General features: G+C 60.3%; 15 protein-coding genes. 6 read left to right on the top strand and 9 right to left on the bottom strand.

Annotated elements, in window-relative coordinates; genetic code table 11:
- Positions 1–185: 185 nt before the first annotated feature.
- Positions 186–1,514, bottom strand: coding sequence for a tRNA (N6-isopentenyl adenosine(37)-C2)-methylthiotransferase MiaB (gene miaB / locus Q7W83_RS24645; RefSeq protein ID WP_473657454.1), 1,329 nt, complete (start codon positions 1,512–1,514; stop codon positions 186–188).
- Between the two features lie 135 nt (positions 1,515–1,649).
- On the opposite strand from miaB, the gene Q7W83_RS24640 reads away from it, so the two are divergent.
- The gene (locus tag Q7W83_RS24640; RefSeq protein WP_007894425.1) at positions 1,650–1,979 is read left to right on the top strand and encodes a DUF1820 family protein; all 330 of its coding nucleotides are present in this window, start codon (positions 1,650–1,652) and stop codon (positions 1,977–1,979) included.
- A 42-nt stretch (positions 1,980–2,021) separates the two neighbouring features.
- On the opposite strand, the gene Q7W83_RS24635 is transcribed toward Q7W83_RS24640, so the two are convergent.
- From Q7W83_RS24635 to Q7W83_RS24620, 4 genes are all read right to left on the bottom strand, one after another.
- Complete coding sequence (locus Q7W83_RS24635; protein WP_473657452.1) at positions 2,022–2,576, bottom strand: tetratricopeptide repeat protein; 555 nt, start codon at positions 2,574–2,576, stop codon at positions 2,022–2,024.
- 225 nt (positions 2,577–2,801) lie between these two features.
- Positions 2,802–4,085: a glutamate-1-semialdehyde 2,1-aminomutase gene (gene hemL, locus Q7W83_RS24630; RefSeq protein WP_150638394.1), complete on the bottom strand. Its 1,284-nt coding sequence runs from the start codon at positions 4,083–4,085 to the stop codon at positions 2,802–2,804.
- A gap of 32 nt (positions 4,086–4,117) precedes the next feature.
- A complete protein-coding gene (gene thiE / locus Q7W83_RS24625) occupies positions 4,118–4,741 on the bottom strand; it encodes a thiamine phosphate synthase (RefSeq protein ID WP_150630389.1) in 624 nt (207 codons plus the stop codon).
- Between the two features lie 18 nt (positions 4,742–4,759).
- Positions 4,760–5,557 (bottom strand): hydroxymethylpyrimidine/phosphomethylpyrimidine kinase, encoded by a 798-nt coding sequence (locus Q7W83_RS24620; RefSeq protein ID WP_150630390.1) that lies wholly within the window; start codon positions 5,555–5,557, stop codon positions 4,760–4,762.
- Between the two features lie 313 nt (positions 5,558–5,870).
- On the opposite strand from Q7W83_RS24620, the gene Q7W83_RS24615 reads away from it, so the two are divergent.
- The 4 genes from Q7W83_RS24615 (at position 5,871) to Q7W83_RS24600 (ending at position 12,360) form a co-directional block, all read left to right on the top strand.
- Entirely contained in the window at positions 5,871–8,255 is a 2,385-nt protein-coding gene (locus tag Q7W83_RS24615; RefSeq protein WP_150638392.1) for a hybrid sensor histidine kinase/response regulator, read from the top strand.
- 73 nt (positions 8,256–8,328) lie between these two features.
- Positions 8,329–9,975, top strand: a complete 1,647-nt coding sequence (locus Q7W83_RS24610; protein ID WP_150638390.1) for an acyl-CoA dehydrogenase family protein — start codon at positions 8,329–8,331, stop codon at positions 9,973–9,975.
- A gap of 178 nt (positions 9,976–10,153) precedes the next feature.
- On the top strand, positions 10,154–11,653 hold the full coding sequence (amn, locus tag Q7W83_RS24605) for an AMP nucleosidase (protein WP_191630150.1): 1,500 nt from the start codon (positions 10,154–10,156) through the stop codon (positions 11,651–11,653).
- Positions 11,654–11,724: 71 nt separating this feature from the next.
- Complete coding sequence (locus Q7W83_RS24600) at positions 11,725–12,360, top strand: pseudouridine synthase (RefSeq protein ID WP_150630394.1); 636 nt, start codon at positions 11,725–11,727, stop codon at positions 12,358–12,360.
- Here the strand turns inward: Q7W83_RS24600 and Q7W83_RS24595 are convergent.
- A complete protein-coding gene (locus Q7W83_RS24595; RefSeq protein WP_007937369.1) occupies positions 12,355–12,564 on the bottom strand; it encodes a DUF2788 domain-containing protein in 210 nt (69 codons plus the stop codon). The genes Q7W83_RS24600 and Q7W83_RS24595 overlap by 6 nt on opposite strands.
- 210 nt (positions 12,565–12,774) lie before the next feature.
- Positions 12,775–13,254 carry an Lrp/AsnC family transcriptional regulator gene (locus Q7W83_RS24590; RefSeq protein WP_007894448.1) on the bottom strand — a complete coding sequence of 160 codons (480 nt, stop codon included), beginning with the start codon at positions 13,252–13,254 and terminating at the stop codon, positions 12,775–12,777.
- Between the two features lie 436 nt (positions 13,255–13,690).
- Here Q7W83_RS24590 and Q7W83_RS24585 point away from each other — a divergent pair, with 436 nt between their 5' ends.
- Positions 13,691–14,755, top strand: a complete 1,065-nt coding sequence (locus tag Q7W83_RS24585) for a DUF6515 family protein (RefSeq protein ID WP_473657444.1) — start codon at positions 13,691–13,693, stop codon at positions 14,753–14,755.
- Here Q7W83_RS24585 and Q7W83_RS24580 read toward each other — a convergent pair.
- Together Q7W83_RS24580 and Q7W83_RS24575 are read right to left on the bottom strand one after the other, a co-directional pair.
- Entirely contained in the window at positions 14,740–15,648 is a 909-nt protein-coding gene (locus Q7W83_RS24580) for a cation diffusion facilitator family transporter (RefSeq protein ID WP_150630396.1), read from the bottom strand. The two genes, Q7W83_RS24585 and Q7W83_RS24580, sit on opposite strands and share 16 nt — an antisense overlap.
- 29 nt (positions 15,649–15,677) lie before the next feature.
- The gene (locus tag Q7W83_RS24575) at positions 15,678–16,097 is read right to left on the bottom strand and encodes a polyribonucleotide nucleotidyltransferase (protein ID WP_150630397.1); all 420 of its coding nucleotides are present in this window, start codon (positions 16,095–16,097) and stop codon (positions 15,678–15,680) included.
- Positions 16,098–16,334 lie beyond the last annotated feature (237 nt).

Genomic DNA, 16,334 nt, shown 5'->3' with positions numbered 1-16,334 from the left:
CGTATTTCACACCTGTAAAGGATGTCTCCGGTTTAAAACGTAAAGGATGTCTCCGGTTTCTACCACCTCAAACACCGTCCCTTGTGGGAGCCGGGCTTGCCCGTGATGAACGATTACACGGTGTGTCAGCCAGACCGCGTTGTGGCCATCGCGGGCAAGCCCGGCTCCCACAGGGATTTGTGGTGTTACTGGATCAGCGAGCCGCGCAGCGAGTGCGGCTGTGCCGCATCGATGTGCACGTCGGCGAACTGGCCGATCAGGGTCGGATTGTCGCAGCGGAAGTTGACGATCCGGTTATTCTCGGTCCGGCCTTGCAGCTCGCCGGGGTCTTTTTTCGAGTAATCGGTCACCAGAATCCGCTGGACCGAACCGACCATTTGTCGGCTGATCTCGAAACCTTGCTGGTTCAGGCGATGTTGCAGGGCATTCAGGCGTTCTTTTTTCAGCTCTTCAGGCGTTTCGTCGGCCAGATCGGCTGCCGGTGTGCCCGGGCGCTGGCTGTAAACGAACGAATAGGAGAAGTCGAAACCGACGTCTTCGATCAGCTTCATGGTTTGTTCGAAGTCTTTTTCGGTCTCGCCGGGGAAGCCGACGATAAAGTCCGAGCTGATGCAGATCCCTGGCACGGCCGCGCGCAACTTGCGAAGTTTGGATTTGTATTCCAGCGCGGTGTGGTTGCGTTTCATGGCCGAAAGAATGCGGTCCGAGCCCGACTGCACCGGCAAGTGCAGGTGTTTCACCAGTTCCGGCACTTCAGCGTGGGCATGGATCAGGCTGTCGGAGAACTCCAGCGGGTGCGAAGTGGTGTAGCGGATGCGGTCGATGCCATCGATGGCGGCGACCACGCGGATCAGCTCGGCCAGATCCGCCAGGCGACCATCGTGCGTCGTGCCGCGATAGCCGTTGACGTTCTGGCCCAGCAGCGTCACTTCGCGCACGCCGTTCTCGGCGAGGTGGATGATCTCGGCAATCACGTCATCGAACGGGCGGCTGACTTCTTCACCGCGAGTGTAGGGCACCACGCAGAATGTGCAGTACTTGCTGCAACCTTCCATCACTGACACATAAGCGCTCGGGCCATCGATGCGCGGCTCGGGCAGGTGGTCGAATTTCTCGATTTCCGGGAACGAGACGTCCACTTGCGGCAATTTGGTGGCGCGGGCGGCGTCGATCATTTCCGGCAAGCGGTGCAAGGTCTGCGGGCCGAACACCACGTCCACGTACGGGGCGCGGTCACGGATGGCGGCGCCTTCCTGGCTGGCCACGCAACCGCCGACGGCAATCACCATTTCAGGGTTGGCCAGTTTCAGTTCGCGCCAGCGGCCGAGCTGGGAATACACCCGGTCCTGGGCGCGCTCGCGAATCGAGCAGGTATTGAGCAGGATCACGTCGGCGTCTTCAGCGCGAGCGGTAACTTCCAGGGCCTGATGTTCACCCAGCAGATCGACCATGCGCGAGCTGTCGTACTCGTTCATCTGGCAACCGTGGGTTTCGATGTAAAGCTTCTTGGCCATGGATACAGTCATCACGTGATTCAAAGAACCGCGCATTATAGGGAACATGTCCCCAGGTTCCTACCGCTGCGCGTCTGGTGGCTATGCTATAGTTCGCGCCCTCATTTTTATCCCCCGATGTGTTGCTCGCCCACCATGACCAAACGTGAAGCTCCAATCTACAAGGTGATTTTCCTCAATCAGGGCCAGGTGTACGAAATGTACGCCAAGCAGATCTATCAAAGTGATCTGTGGGGCTTCCTGGAAGTGGAAGAGTTCGTCTTTGGCGAGCGCACGCAAGTGGTCGTCGACCCGAGCGAAGAGAAGCTCAAGGCTCAGTTCGAGGGTGTCGTGCGCAGTTTTGTGCCGATGCATTCGATTGTGCGCATCGACGAAGTCGAACGTCTTGGCACGCCGAAAATCAGCGAAGCCCGTGGCGCGGTCGGCAATGTCATGCCGTTTCCGATGCCGATGCCTGAGAAGTAAGCCTCTGTGGCGAGTGGGCTTGCCCCCTCGCCAGCGCTGGAATCAGGGAAGAGGCGAGAAAGGCGTACGCCCATCCACGCTCTGCAATTCCATCAGGTACTTGCGGAAGATTTGCCCAAGCACCTGCGTTGCAACCTCAAGTTCTTCACGCGGCATCTTCTCGGCGACTTCATCCGCCGTATCCAGCGCTTCTTCCGCACCATTGACCGCCGCCATTTTCAGCACGATATATGCCTGAACGTTATTGGCCGGTACGCCTTCGCCGTGGAAGAACATGGTGCCGAGCTTGAATTGCGCCTGGGCATGGCCTTGCAACGAGGCCTTTTCGAAGTAATCCAGGGCTTTTTTGAGATCGCGCGGGGTGTTTTTGCCGTCGTAGTAGAACTCACCCAACTCGTATTGCGCTTGCGCATTCCCTTCATCCGACGCTTTCTGACAGGCGGCGAGGGCCTGTGCCAGGTCTTGCGGCTGGGTATTGAGGGTGCAGCGACCCATCGCTGGGATTAACAACGAGTTGCCGCCTGCTTGTGCGAGCGCGAGCAGGGGCTGAAGGAGCAACAGGCAGCCCAATGCAAGGGCGCGGCCGGTGCGGTTCATGGGAATCGACTTACCTCTGAAGGGCGCGCGGACCCAACGAGGGGATCCAATAAGCGCGCATTATGAAATAAGCAGGGCCAACCTTACAAAGTCTTTACTCGTTTTTCTGCTGCGCGGGGAATATATCGCCCGGTTTACGGGGGATTATCGGCAGATGAGTAAGAAAAGACGCTGGAATGTAGGTAAAAGCTGACGCTGGCAATCGCCAACGTCAGCGGCACAGGGTTATTTCAATGCAGCGAAAGCGCGCTCGGCGGCATCCAGCGTCAGTTTCAACTCGGCTTCGCCGTGGGCGATCGAAGTGAAACCGGCTTCGAATGCGCTCGGTGCCAGGTAAACGCCGCCTTCAAGCATCAGGTGGAAGAAGCGGCCGAACAGCTTTGCGTCGCTGGCCATCACGTCATCGAAGGTGACGATGTCGTCGGCGCCACTGAAGTACAAGCCGAACATGCCACCGGCCTGGGTGGTCACGAACGGAATGCCGGCGGCGTCGGCGCGCTGTTGCAGGCCATCGAGCAGGCGGCTGGTGTAGTCGCTCAGCTCGGCGTGGAAGCCTGGGCGGCTGATCAGGCGCAAGGTTGTCAGGCCGGCCGCCATCGCCAGCGGGTTACCCGACAAAGTGCCCGCCTGATAAACCGGGCCCAGCGGCGCGATGTGCGACATGATTGCGCGTTTGCCGCCGAAGCAGCCAACCGGCATGCCGCCACCGATGATCTTGCCGAACGTGCTCAGGTCTGGCGTGACGCCGTAATGCGCTTGAGCACCACCGAGTGCGACGCGGAAACCGGTCATCACTTCGTCGAAAATCAGCACCACACCGTGCTTGTCGCACAGGGTTCGCAGGCCTTCGAGGAAGCCCGGCGCCGGCGGCACGCAGTTCATGTTGCCGGCCACTGGCTCGACGATGATGCACGCGACCTCCTGGCCAACTTCGGCGAGCATGGTTTCTACCGCGTCGATGTCGTTGAACGGCAGGGTCAGGGTGTGTTTGGCGAAGGCCGCCGGTACACCGGCCGAGCTCGGCACGCCTTGGGTCAAGGCGCCGGAACCGGCTTTGACCAGCAGGCTGTCGGAGTGACCGTGGTAGCAGCCCTCAAACTTGATGATGCTGTCGCGGCCGGTGAAACCACGGGCCAGGCGAATCGCGCTCATGGTCGCTTCGGTGCCGGAGCTGACCATGCGCACCATTTCCATCGACGGCACGATCGAGCAGACCAGGTCGGCCATCTCGGTTTCCATCTCGGTCGGGGCGCCGTAGGACAGGCCGTGTTCCAGCTGTTTACGCACCGCGTCCAGCACGTCCGGGTGGCTGTGGCCGAGAATCATCGGGCCCCAGGAACCGACGTAATCCACATAACGCTTGTCGTCTTCGTCGGTGACGTAGGCGCCTTCCGCGTGTTTGAAGAACAACGGCGTACCGCCCACGCTCTTGAATGCGCGAACAGGCGAGTTCACGCCACCGGGAATGTGTTTCTGGGCATTGGCAAACAGCGTTTCGGAACGAGACATGATAGGACTCTCAAATCAGACTTTTAAGCTACTTAGATAGAAAGCAGGGCATTAAAGGCGCGGGCGCGACGGGTGACTTCAGCCGTGCTCTCGGCGCCGAACAAACCGTGGACCACCGCCAGCAGATCGACCCCGTGGGCCACCAGCGGGGCGGCGTTTTCCAGAGTGATGCCGCCGATCGCGCAGATCGGCAGGTGCAATTTGCTGCGGGCCTGGTCGAGCAGTTCGAGGCTGCAGGCCGGTGCGCCGGGTTTGGTGTTGGAGTTGAAGAAGCGGCCGAAGGCGACGTAGCTGGCGCCTTCCTTGGCCGCTTGCTCGGCGAGTTCAAGTTGCGCGTGGCAAGTCGAACCGATGATCGCCTGGCGACCGAGCAGTGCCCGCACCGGCATCAGCGGGCCATCGGTCTGGCCCAGGTGCACGCCGACGTTCAGGCGTGCGGCCAGTTCCGCATCGTCATTGATGATCAGATGGGTCTTGTAGCGTTCGCACAGATCGCGCAAAGCTTCAGCCTCGCGCAAGCGGCGGGCCTCGTCGCTGGTCTTGTCGCGGTATTGCAGCAGAGTGACGCCGCCTTCCAGCGCCGCCTCCACGTACGAAAGAAATTTACCGGCCAGTAACTGGCTGTCGGTAATGGCGTACAGGCCACGTAGTTTCATCGGGCAAGCCTCATGGCGTTACGAACAGAAATCCAGCGGCAGGCGGCGCGGCACGAACTGACCTTTGCCCAACTGCTCGGCATCGCGCAGGGTGCGCCACGTGTAGTTAAGCGCGGTCTGCACGGCACTGACGAGGTTTTCACCTTGGGCCAGACGACCGGCGAGGGCACTGGCCAGCGTGCAACCGGAACCGTGGTAACTGCCGGGCAAGCGCTGACAGGTATAGGTTTCGCGCAGGCCGTCGCGACTGTACAGGCGATTGTGTATTTCGTGTTCATCGCCGTGGCCGCCGGTGATCAGCAGGTGTTTGACGAACGGCAGGAGTTTTTCAGCGCACTCGTCGGCGGTGCCTTCGGGCAGTTCGGCGAGGATGCGGGCTTCGGGAAGGTTAGGGGTGGCGATGATGGCCAAGGGCAGCAGGCGTTCGCGCATCGCGTAGCCGACTTCATCCTTGCCCAGTCGTCCGCCACCGCCGGCGCGCAGCACCGGGTCGCAGACCATCGGCAAATGCGGGTGCGCCTGCAGCAGTTCGACGACGGTGTCGACCATTTCCAGGGAACCGAGCATGCCCAGTTTGACGGCGGCGACTTCGGAATCGTTGAGCACAGCGTTGGCCTGAGCCAGCACCCACTCACGGTCGAGGACGCGGAAGTCCGTGACATTGACCGTGTCTTGCACGGTCAGGGCGGTGACGGCCGGGGCCGCATGACAACCCTGGGCAAGCAGGGCTTCGATATCTGCCTGCAAGCCGGCGCCACCACTTGGGTCGTGGCCGGAGAGACAGAGGACAACGGGGCGAGAGCTGTAGATATTCATGGTGCGCGAGCTTACCACCAAACATCAATTTTCGGGTGCAGTGCCCGCCAGGTCTGCCGATAGAGAGTCATGGGCGGGCAATGCAACGGCCGGGATCGGCAAAAACTGACCCGCTAATCAACTCTGGCTCAATGTTATCCGCTGTAATGCCCGTGCTAGAGCCTTTGCAGGAAAAATTTCAATGGTGTTCAATGGCCATCAACGGCTATGCTAGAGTGGATCCAAACCAATAACAGGTAATGCCGGTTTTACGTCTTCTCAAAAGGAATGAGGGGCTTCCTGAGATAACCGGACAGGCCACGCTGGGGCTTAAATGCGCTATTTGCTGATGTTGCTGTTTTGCTTGCCCCTCATGGCGAGCGCAGTCGAGTTCGATGAATTCACTCAAAGCCTGCCCCTGGGCCGAGCCCTGCAAGTGTTCGAAGATGCCGACGGTCAGGCGACCATCGATGATGTCCGTGCGCAAGCTGCGGCCGGACACTTCAAACCCCACGACAAGGCCACGCTCAACGCCGGTTACTCGCGTTCGGTGTTCTGGTTGAAAATCGACCTGCATTACCGCCCGACCAATCCCGGCGCACAACGGACGTGGCTGCTGGAACTGGCCTATCCACCCCTCGATCACCTTGATCTGTATTTGCCCGATGCTGGCGGTGGCTATCAATTGGCCCGTCAGACCGGCGACGCCTTGCCGTTCAACACTCGCGAGATTCGCCAGAACAACTACCTGTTCGATCTGAATTTCACGCCCGATCAAACGCAGTCCGTGTACTTGCGCCTGCAAAGCGAAGGGTCGATCCAGGCGCCGGTCACCTTGTGGTCGAGCACCGCGTTTCTTGAAGAACAGCCGGTTCGGCTATATGTGTTGGGCCTGATTTACGGCGTGTTGTTGGGGATGCTGGTCTACAACCTGTTCATCTATCTCAGCGTGCGCGACACCAGTTATCTCTATTACATCTTCTATATAGCCTCGTTCGGCCTGTATCAGCTGTCGGTGAATGGCGCGGCCGTGCAGTATTTCTGGCCGGACAATCCGTGGTGGGCCAATGCCGCGACGCCTTTCTTCATCGGTTGCGCAGGGCTGTTCGGCAGCCAGTTCGCCCGCAGCTTCCTGCAAACGGCGACCCTCAACCGCTGGCTCGATCGCTTACTGCTGGCGTTGATTGCGTTCGGTGCGGTGGTTGTCGGGTTGTCGTTGATGACCAGTTACGCCTTGGCCTTGCGCTTGGCGACAACGTTGGCCCTGACGTTCACCGTGGTGATTTTCGCTGCAGGGTTTTTCGCCTGGTGGCGCGGCTTGCGGGTGGCGCGTTATTTCATCATCGCCTGGTCGGCGTTTTTGCTCGGCGGCATCATCAACACATTGATGGTGTTGGGTTACCTGCCGAACGTGTTCCTGACCATGTATTCCAGCCAGATCGGCTCGGCCATCGAAGTGGCCCTGTTGTCCCTGGCCCTGGCCGACCGCATCAACGCCATGCGCGAGCAGCAGGCGCAGACCTTGTTCGATGCCAGTCAGAAACTCGAAGTGCTCAACCAGCAACTGGCGCACAGCAACAAGCTCAAGGATGAATTCCTCGCCACGCTGACCCACGAATTGCGCACGCCGATGAACGGCGTGATCGGTTCGCTGGAGTTGATGCAAACCGTCGAGATGGATCCGGAGCTGGAGCAATACCAGCAAACGGCTGCCGGTTCGGCGCGAGACATGATGCGCATGGTCAACGGCATTCTTACCCTGACCGAATTGCAGGCCGGCAAGCTCAAGGCTTCGGCGTCCACCTTCAGTTTGCGCAGTGTGGTCGATGCTTTGCGGGTGCAGTTCGACGGCAACGCGTCGGGCAAGTCGCTGGACTTCAAGGTCGACGTGACGCCGGGCCTGCCCGACCGCTTGCACGGCGACAGCGTCAAGTTGGCGCAATGCCTGGAATGCCTGTTGGATAACGCGATCAAGTTCACGCGAGTGGGCGGGGTGGCGCTACGGGTCACGGGTAAAAACGTGGAGCCCGACAGAGTGGCGTTGTCCTTTGCGGTGATCGACACCGGCATCGGTTTTACCGATTTGGGCGAGGCGACGCTGTATCAGCGGTTCTTCCAGCTCGACGGCTCGATGACCCGTGAGTATGGCGGCCTCGGTGTCGGCCTGGCGATCTGTCGACAACTGGTCGATCTGCTCGGCGGGAACCTCACGCATCGCTCCGAGCCAGGTCGTGGCAGCCGTTTCCAGCTTGACGTCGAATTTGAACTTCCCTTGGTAGACCGCGTGACAACGCCATTGATGACCCGCGAATTCCCGCGCCTGCGCTTGCCTCAGGACTGCACGGTGTTGCTGGTGGATGACAACAGCATCAATCAATTGGTGATGCGTGGCATGTTGCTCAAGCTTGGGTTCCAGGTCCGCACGGCAGGCAACGCAGTGGTCGCGCTGGAAATCCTGCAGCGTGAAACTTTTGACGCCGTACTCCTCGAGGGTCAGTTGTCGCCCCTCGATGGCGTGTCTGTCTGCTGCCAGATCCGGGCCTTGCCGGGTTGCGCCGAATTGCCGGTGTTTGTGATTGCCTCGAGTGCTGACCGGGATCGTTGCCCAACCGGTGCCTTGATCGATCACCTGAGCAAACCGGTGAAATTCGAAGACTTGCAGGCTGCGTTATATCGACGAGTGCTTTGTCCGAAACAAGGCGAAAGCGCCGACAGTTAGGCGGATATGCCACTTTGTTCGGCCTCGGGGCAGTGCTTAACTGAATCCCTTGGTTGACCAAAGGAGCCCCGTCATGAACCTGCATCAGTTCGCCGAAACCCACGAAGTCACCAACCAGCCACCGTCGCTGGATGGTGTAAACCTGTATCGCATCGATCTGCCGTTGCAGGAGTGGTCGCGGCGTTTCGGGGCCGGTTGGGCTGAATCGCGTATCGACGCTTATGGCGCACTGGCCGGCGGACCGCTGATGGAAGCGGGGTTTCTGGCCAATCAGAACAAGCCAGTGTTCAGCAGTCACGACCGTTATGGTCACCGCATTGATCTGGTGGAATTTCACCCCGCGTATCACGAACTGATGCGAACGGCCATCGAACACGGACTGACCTCGCTGCCCTGGGCGCATCCACAGGACGGCGCCCACGTCGCCCGCGCCGCCATGACCTATCTGCACAGCCAGGCCGAAGCCGGCAGTGGTTGTCCGCTGACCATGACGTTCGCCAGCGTCCCGGCGATGCGCCTGCAAGCGGATCTGGCCAAGCAGTGGCTGCCGAAAATCCTCGCCACCGAATATGACCCGCGCAACGTCGGCATGGCCCACAAGGCCGGCGTCACCGTCGGCATGGCCATGACCGAGAAGCAGGGCGGCACCGATGTGCGGGCCAACACCACCAAGGCGTATCCGGTGGGGGCCAGCGGTCCCGGCCAGGCTTATGAGCTGGTGGGCCACAAATGGTTCTGTTCCGCGCCGATGTGCGACGCCTTCCTCACGCTGGCGCAGACGGACAAGGGTTTGACCTGTTTCCTGTTGCCCCGCCATCGTCCGGACGACACGCGCAATCAGTTCTACATCCAGCGCCTGAAGAACAAACTCGGCAATTGCTCCAACGCCTCCAGCGAAGTCGAGTTCCGGGGGGCGCTGGCGTGGATGGTCGGTGAAGAAGGGCGCGGCGTTCCGACCATCATCGAAATGGTGGCCATGACCCGCTTCGATTGCATGGTCGGTTCCAGTTCGCTGATGCGCCAGGCATTGACCCAGGCCAGCCATCACTGCGCTCACCGTAGGGTCGGCGGCAAGCTGCTCAGCGAGCAACCGTTAATGCAGAACGTGCTTGCCGATCTTGCACTGGAAAGTGAAGCGGCCCTGGCGTTGAGCCTGCGCATGGGCAAGGCGCTGGATCATCTGGATGATGAGCACGAAGCGAAATTCGCCCGCCTGGTGACGGCGGTGGGCAAATACTGGATCTGCAAACGCGCGCCCGCGATGATCAACGAAGCCGCCGAATGCATGGGCGGTGCGGGTTATGTCGAAGACAGCATCCTGCCGCGTTTGTACCGTGAGGCACCGGTCAATTCGACATGGGAAGGTTCCGGCAACGTGCAATGCCTGGATGTGTTGCGGGCGCTGTCGAAAGAGCCCGGTGTGCTCGATGTGCTGTTCAGCGAATTGGGCGATGGTCACGGCGACAAACGGCTGGCTGCGCACATCAGCCAACTGCAGGTGGCCTTCAAGGACACCAGCGACATTCAGTATCGTGCGCGGCAGCTCACGGAAGACATCGCCTTGGGGCTACAGGCCAGGCTGTTGCTGGAGGCGGGCAATTCGGCGGTCAGCGATGCCTTCATTGCCAGCCGTCTCGGTTCGGCCGGCCGCGTGTATGGCGCGTTGCCACGGGGGCTGGATGTGGAAGCGATCGTCGCCCGCTCGACTCCGCTTTTGTAAACAACACAAAACCCCTGTGGGAGCTGGCTTGCCAGCGATAGCGGCAAGTCAGTCACCATCAATGGTGAATGATAAGCCGTCATCGCTGGCTAGCCAGCTCCCACAGGGTTCATCTGTGTTTCAGAATGGGTGTGCAACCAACACGCCACTGTTCCCGTGAAGCGACGATGCAGGCAAGATGAAGGCCTGCAAGTCAGAACACAGGATGCTGATCGTGACCGAAGCTTTTATTGTCGTTCAAACCGCCGAGGAAGCCGTGGACCGGCTTGCTCACCTGCACAATCGTGCCACCACCGCGCTGAACCAGGCGCTCAAGCGTTACCTCAAGGATCGAGTTGAACCGGACGCCGAACAGCGTGCGATGTTTCGTTATCCTGAACTGCGTCTGACCTACCATTGCCACGGCGAAGTCCCGCAAACCACCCGAGCCTACGCCAAGGTGCAATTGCCGGGGACCTACAGCGTCACCGTCACCCATCCGGCGGCTTTCCGCAAATACCTGCTGGAACAACTCGTGCCGTTGATGCATGACTTCACCGTGACCGTGGAAGTCGGCATCAGTCAGCAGAACATTCCTTATCCGTACGTGGTCGAGCAGGGCGATGAACTGGCCGGCTCCGGCGTGACTGCGGCCGTGCTGGCGCGGGTGTTCCCGAGTACCGACCTGTCCGCCGCCACCGATGGTATTGCTGACGGTTTGTACGATTGGGAAAATACCGACCCGCTGCCGCTGGCCCTGTTCGACGCCGCGCGGGTGGATTTCTCGCTGCGCCGGCTGGTGCACTACACCGGCAGCGACTGGCGCCATGTGCAGCCGTGGATTCTGTTGACCAACTACCACCGCTACGTTGACCAGTTCATCGTTCATGGCCTTGAGCAGTTGCGCAGCGATCCGCGTTTCGTGCGCATGGTTCTGCCGGGCAACGTGATCATCGAAAAGAGCATGGATCACGGCGAAGCCTCGGCGATTGCGGCCGGTGTGGTTTGGCATCGCTATCAAATGCCGGCCTATCACCTGATTGCCAGTGACGGTCATGGTGTGACCCTGGTGAACATCGGCGTCGGCCCGTCCAACGCCAAGAACATCACCGACCATTTGGCGGTGCTGCGTCCGCATTGCTGGCTGATGATTGGTCACTGCGGCGGTTTGCGTCAGTCGCAGACCATTGGTGACTACGTGCTGGCTCACGCCTACATGCGCCGCGACGGGATTCTCGACCGGGTGGTGCCGCCTAACATTCCGATTCCGGCCCTGGCCGAGGTACAGATGGCGTTGCAGCAAGCGGCGGCCAATATCACCGGGGAGAAGGGCGACGAGCTGAAAAAACGCCTGCGCACCGGCACCGTGCTGACCTACGACGACCGTAACTGGGAATTGCGCTGGGCGCAGGAACGGCCTCTGATCAACCTGTCCCGCGCCGTGGCGGTGGACATGGAAAGCGGCACCATCGCCGCGCAAGGTTATCGCTTGCGAGTGCCGTATGGCACGTTGCTCTGCGTCTCGGACAAACCGCTGCACAGCGAAATCAAGCTGCCGGGTTCGGCCAACGCGTTTTATGAGCGTGCGGTCAGCCAGCACCTGAAGATCGGTATCGAGGCGGTGGATCTGTTGCGCACCGAACTCAACTCGTTGCACTCGCGCAAACTGCGCAGCTTCGACGAGCCGCCGTTTCGGTAACAGTTGTCATGGTCATTTGGCGGTCAGGGCACTAGCATTAGCAGTCCTGACCGTTAGATGTTCTCTTCGCCATGTCCCGTCCCCAACGTCCCGTTTCCCGCCGCCCCGGCGTGAACACCCCGCCATCAGCCCCGCGCCGTGTCGCCAAGGCGCCACCGGCCGAGCCGAAGCTGATCCTGTTCAACAAACCTTTCGATGTGCTGACGCAATTCAGCGACGGCGAAGGGCGGGCGACGCTCAAGGACTACATCGAGATTCCCGGGATTTACCCGGCAGGACGGCTGGATCGCGACAGCGAAGGCTTGCTGTTGCTGACCAACGACGGCCAGCTTCAGGCGCGGATTGCCGATCCCAAACACAAACTGGCCAAGACGTATTGGGTGCAAGTGGAGGGCGAGCCGAGCGCTGAGCAGTTGCAGCGTTTGCGCGAGGGTGTCGAACTGAATGACGGCATGACCTTGCCCGCCGAAGCACGGCAACTGGATGAGCCTGAATTGTGGCCGCGCAACCCGCCAGTGCGTTTTCGCAAAAGCGTGCCGACCAGTTGGCTGGAGCTGGTGATTCGCGAGGGGCGTAACCGTCAGGTCCGGCGCATGACCGCAGCGGTCGGCCTGCCGACGTTGCGGCTGGTGCGGGTCAGGATCGGGGACTGGTCGATCGAAGGGCTCGATCAGGGCCAGTGGAAAGAAGTGCCGGCGCGCTTATAACGTCCCGGATTCGATCAAACCGATGACCACGCTTTTGATCACGAATGCGGCCACGCCCAGACCGAGCACGAAGAACAGGATGAACGAGCCAAAGCGCCCGGCCTTGGATTTTTTCGCCAGATCCCAGACGATGAAACCCATGAAAATGATCAGAATGCTGACCAGTCCGGTCATCATCCACTCTTCGAATACTGCAGGATCCATCAGGTAACTCCAGCGCAAGCGGGGCTAAAAGGCGCTGGAGTATACGGCATGGGGGATTGGCGCAGTATTGACCTGCGGCGGTGTGTCGCAGCTATTCGTCGCCTGTGCAGACCCCTTCGCGGGCAAGCCCGCCCCACAGGTTATGTATCGATCACGATATTGCGATTGACACAAAACCTTGTGGGAGCGGGCTTGCCCGCGATGGCGGATTCAGCTGCGCAGATGAGTCAGCGGCAACTCAGTGCTGTTCAACACCTGATTCAACACAAAACTCGACCGCACACTCGTCACCCCTTCAATCCGTGTCAGATGCCCCAGCAGCAATTTCTGATAGTGATCCATGTCCGGCACCACCACCTTGAGCTGATAGTCCGCATCCATCCCCGTTACCAGGCTGCATTCCAGCACTTGCGGCAACGTGCGAATCGCCGCCTCAAAGTTTTCGAAACGCTCCGGCGTATGCCGGTCCATGCCGATCAGCACATAGGCGGTCAGGCTCAAACCGAGCATCTTGCGGTCCAGCAGGGCCACCTGGCGGGTGATGTAGCCGTCGTCCTCCAGTTGCTTGACCCGGCGCGAACACGGTGAAGGCGACAGGCCGATGCGTTCGGCCAGCTCCTGGTTGGAGATGCGCGCGTCGCGCTGCAATTCCGCCAAAATGCTCAGGTCGTATCGGTCGAGTTTGCTCATCAATCAGGCCTTTGTCATATCAATTGCGGCAGATTATCTATCCAGGGTTAAAAATTGCGCAAGTCATGTTTATTTGAGCAATCTTCGCAATCATCTGTCGCCGCTGCAGGCCTATTCTTATCACCAGAATCACTGCTCGGACAAACAGTCCACAGCGGCTCGCCCAATCAGGCCAGTCGCGGCCGCCACCCCCACCGGGGATGTGCCGGCCCCCGAGCTACACACTGTCCAGAAGACGGCGTGAGGTGAGCCGACGTCAAAAGCGTCGAGCACGGACGAAGTTCTCAAAGGGAGGCCGACGGGTCTCCCTTTTCTTTTGCCCGCAATTTATTGCCGGCCCCTCAATAAATAAGTTGCGCGACTGATAACCTGTTGCAGAACCGGCCTGTGCTTTCCCAGTCTTACGTACAGGCTCTAACCCGCAGTGAGGAAAAGCATGAAGTCGCGCATCTGGCGTTTGGCCGGTGTTGGTTTGCTGTGTATCAGTGTCACTGCGCAATCGCTGGCCGATGAGCCGCAGAACCGTGGTCCCGATAACGGGCAGCGGGGCGACGGCCACCAGGGCAACAATCAGGGGCATGGCGGCAACAATCAGCCCCGCCCGCAAAACAATCCTCAGCAGAATCAGCCACGCCCGCACAGCAACGAGATCATTCGCGGCGACAACAGTCGGCAGTTCGAGCACAACGGCCAGCCGAGCAATGGCGGGCAGTGGCAAAACAATCAGCCACGCGACAATCAGCCTCGCGACTTCAACAATCCCGTTCGGCCACCACCGCCGCCGCCGCAATTGCCGGCCAACGACCTGCCGATCCAGGGCCGGCCCGATACCGTGCGCCAGACCCAGCAACCACAGCGTGGCTACTACAATGACGTGCCGCGGCGTAACGACAACAACAACCAGCACTGGCAGAACAACGGCCCGCGTCCCGATGATCATCGCTGGGCCGGTCGCCCGGACGGGCACGGTAATGGTTGGGGCCCGGGGCCGCAGTATCGTCCTGGTCATGTGATCGACCGCTTCCCGGACCGCGACTATCGCGTGCCGTATCGTGGCCAGGATTATTTCTTCTCCGGCGGCTACTGGTATCGCCCGCTCGGCCCGCGCTATGTCGTGGTGCAGCCGCCACGGGGGATTCGCGTCAGCTACCTGCCGGATTACGCCCGCGAAGTGTGGATTGGTGGTGCGCTGTTGTTCCTCGCGGCCGGTTCGTATTACGCCTACCAGGAAACCACTCAGGATTACGTGGTGGTCGAGCCCCCGGTGCAACCGCAGCCGCAACCGCTCAGCAATGGTTATGACGTGGTGGCCTATCCGGCCAACGGGCAGTCGCCGGAGCAGGTCAATCAGGACGGTTACGAGTGCTATCAGTACGCGGTGCAGCAGAGTGGCTTCGATCCGCGCACAGCCACTTACCAGCCGGACCCTTCGGTGGTGCAAGCCTACCGTCAGGCCCAGGGCAACTGCCTGAGCAGTCGCGGGTATCAGGTGAGTTTCTGATTCACCCTGGGGGCCTTCACCGCCTCCTGCGGGTCGGCGTGCACCAGCACCTCGGCTCGCGGGTAAGCGGCGTGAATCGCATCCGCCGCCTGATCGCTGATGCCGTGGGCGACTGACAGGGTCAGTTCGCCCGGCAATTCCAAATGCAATTGCACGAACCACTGGTTGCCGGAAACCCGCGTGCGCAGGTCATGCGCACCCAGCACGCCGGGTACGCTGCAAGCCAGTTCGAGCATGTGCTGACTGACATCTGGCGGCAGCTCTTCATCCATCAGCACGGTAAAACTTTCCCGGGCGATTTGGATGGCGCTCCAGAGGATGTAAGCGGCGATCCCCAATCCAAACCATGCATCCACCTGATGCCAGCCGAACCCCGCCAGCACCAGTGCCACCAGAATGCTGCCATTGAGCAGCAGGTCCGAACGGTAATGCAGGGAGTCGGCACGCACGGCGTTGGAACCGGTGGCCTTCACTACTCGATGCTGCAACATCAGCAACGCCAACGTCAGCACCAGGGAAAACACAATCACGCCAATGCTGATCCACGGCGCACCCACCGGTTCGGGATGCTTGAGCCGATCAAACGCCTGTAACGCAATCAACACCGCACTGCCGCCAATGAACAGTGCCTGCGCCATCCCCGCCAACGACTCGGCCTTGCCATGCCCGTAACGGTGATCGTCATCGGCAGGGCGCAACGCGTAATGCACCGCCAGCAGGTTGAGCAACGAGGTGACGCCGTCGAGGACGGAATCGGTCAACCCGGCGAGCATGCTCACCGAACCGCTCAGCCACCAGGCGATGCCCTTGGCAACGATCAACATGCACGCGACTGCCACCGAGGCACGGGTCGCCAGCCGCAGCAGGCGGGCGTGTTCGGAACTGGAAATCATAGGTGCGGCTATTCCTTTATGTGCACGGATTACGCGGCAGGCTGCAGGCCGAGCAGGGCCAGTTGCTGAGTGCTGCCCTTGTGCTGGATCAGGCGTGGATCGTCCAGCGGGAAGCTGCGGCCCAATTCGGTTTCAAGAATAGTCTGCAATTTGTGGGTATCGACCTTGCCGTCGGCGCCGATGGCTTCCTTGAGTTTTTCCGGCGCCACCTGCGCAGTCTCGCCCGGTGCGTAATAGATCGCGCCGGAGGCAAAGTCCACGGCAAACGCGATCAGGCCGGGGATGATGTAGAACAGTAGGCCCACGGCATCCAGCGCTGCGATTGCGGGGTCGATCTTGCCTTCGATCTGCCCGCGACGATCAGGGTAGAAAATCGATCCGCAAGCAGTGACCTGGGTCAGCAGGGTTGCAACCAATACACCGCCAATCAGGCGAAAGGGAACACGCATAGGAAATCTCCTGAGTAGTCTTGAAACGAAAGGGCGTCTCTATGAATTAGGACCCTGATAAACACCGAGCAGTTCGCCGTTATACTCGGCCCGGCAGGGCGTGCCCACAGTAAATTGCGGCCGCGTCTCACCCCTTCCTGGAATAGTTGAGTACTGAAGTTGTTTCTTCCAGTTCGACCACGTGTAACGGCTGATGAATTTGATCGGGGTTCGGCCCTCCGGGCTGAAGCTGTGGAC

It is taken from the genome of Pseudomonas sp. 300, assembly GCF_055803035.1.
This window is presented reverse-complemented; position numbering and strand designations above follow the sequence as displayed.

Coding starts and splice junctions, on each gene's coding strand:
- thiE (WP_150630389.1), bottom strand. CDS start 4,741: ATGAAACTACGTGGCCTGTACGCCATTACCGACAGCCAGTTACTGGCC.
- Q7W83_RS24620 (WP_150630390.1), bottom strand. CDS start 5,557: ATGAATATCTACAGCTCTCGCCCCGTTGTCCTCTGTCTCTCCGGCCAC.
- Q7W83_RS24585 (WP_473657444.1), top strand. CDS start 13,691: ATGAAGTCGCGCATCTGGCGTTTGGCCGGTGTTGGTTTGCTGTGTATC.
- Q7W83_RS24580 (WP_150630396.1), bottom strand. CDS start 15,648: ATGATTTCCAGTTCCGAACACGCCCGCCTGCTGCGGCTGGCGACCCGT.
- Q7W83_RS24595 (WP_007937369.1), bottom strand. CDS start 12,564: ATGGATCCTGCAGTATTCGAAGAGTGGATGATGACCGGACTGGTCAGC.
- hemL (WP_150638394.1), bottom strand. CDS start 4,085: ATGTCTCGTTCCGAAACGCTGTTTGCCAATGCCCAGAAACACATTCCC.
- Q7W83_RS24610 (WP_150638390.1), top strand. CDS start 8,329: ATGAACCTGCATCAGTTCGCCGAAACCCACGAAGTCACCAACCAGCCA.
- Q7W83_RS24575 (WP_150630397.1), bottom strand. CDS start 16,097: ATGCGTGTTCCCTTTCGCCTGATTGGCGGTGTATTGGTTGCAACCCTG.
- amn (WP_191630150.1), top strand. CDS start 10,154: ATGAAGGCCTGCAAGTCAGAACACAGGATGCTGATCGTGACCGAAGCT.
- Q7W83_RS24590 (WP_007894448.1), bottom strand. CDS start 13,254: ATGAGCAAACTCGACCGATACGACCTGAGCATTTTGGCGGAATTGCAG.
- miaB (WP_473657454.1), bottom strand. CDS start 1,514: ATGGCCAAGAAGCTTTACATCGAAACCCACGGTTGCCAGATGAACGAG.
- Q7W83_RS24615 (WP_150638392.1), top strand. CDS start 5,871: ATGCGCTATTTGCTGATGTTGCTGTTTTGCTTGCCCCTCATGGCGAGC.
- Q7W83_RS24600 (WP_150630394.1), top strand. CDS start 11,725: ATGTCCCGTCCCCAACGTCCCGTTTCCCGCCGCCCCGGCGTGAACACC.
- Q7W83_RS24635 (WP_473657452.1), bottom strand. CDS start 2,576: ATGAACCGCACCGGCCGCGCCCTTGCATTGGGCTGCCTGTTGCTCCTT.
- Q7W83_RS24640 (WP_007894425.1), top strand. CDS start 1,650: ATGACCAAACGTGAAGCTCCAATCTACAAGGTGATTTTCCTCAATCAG.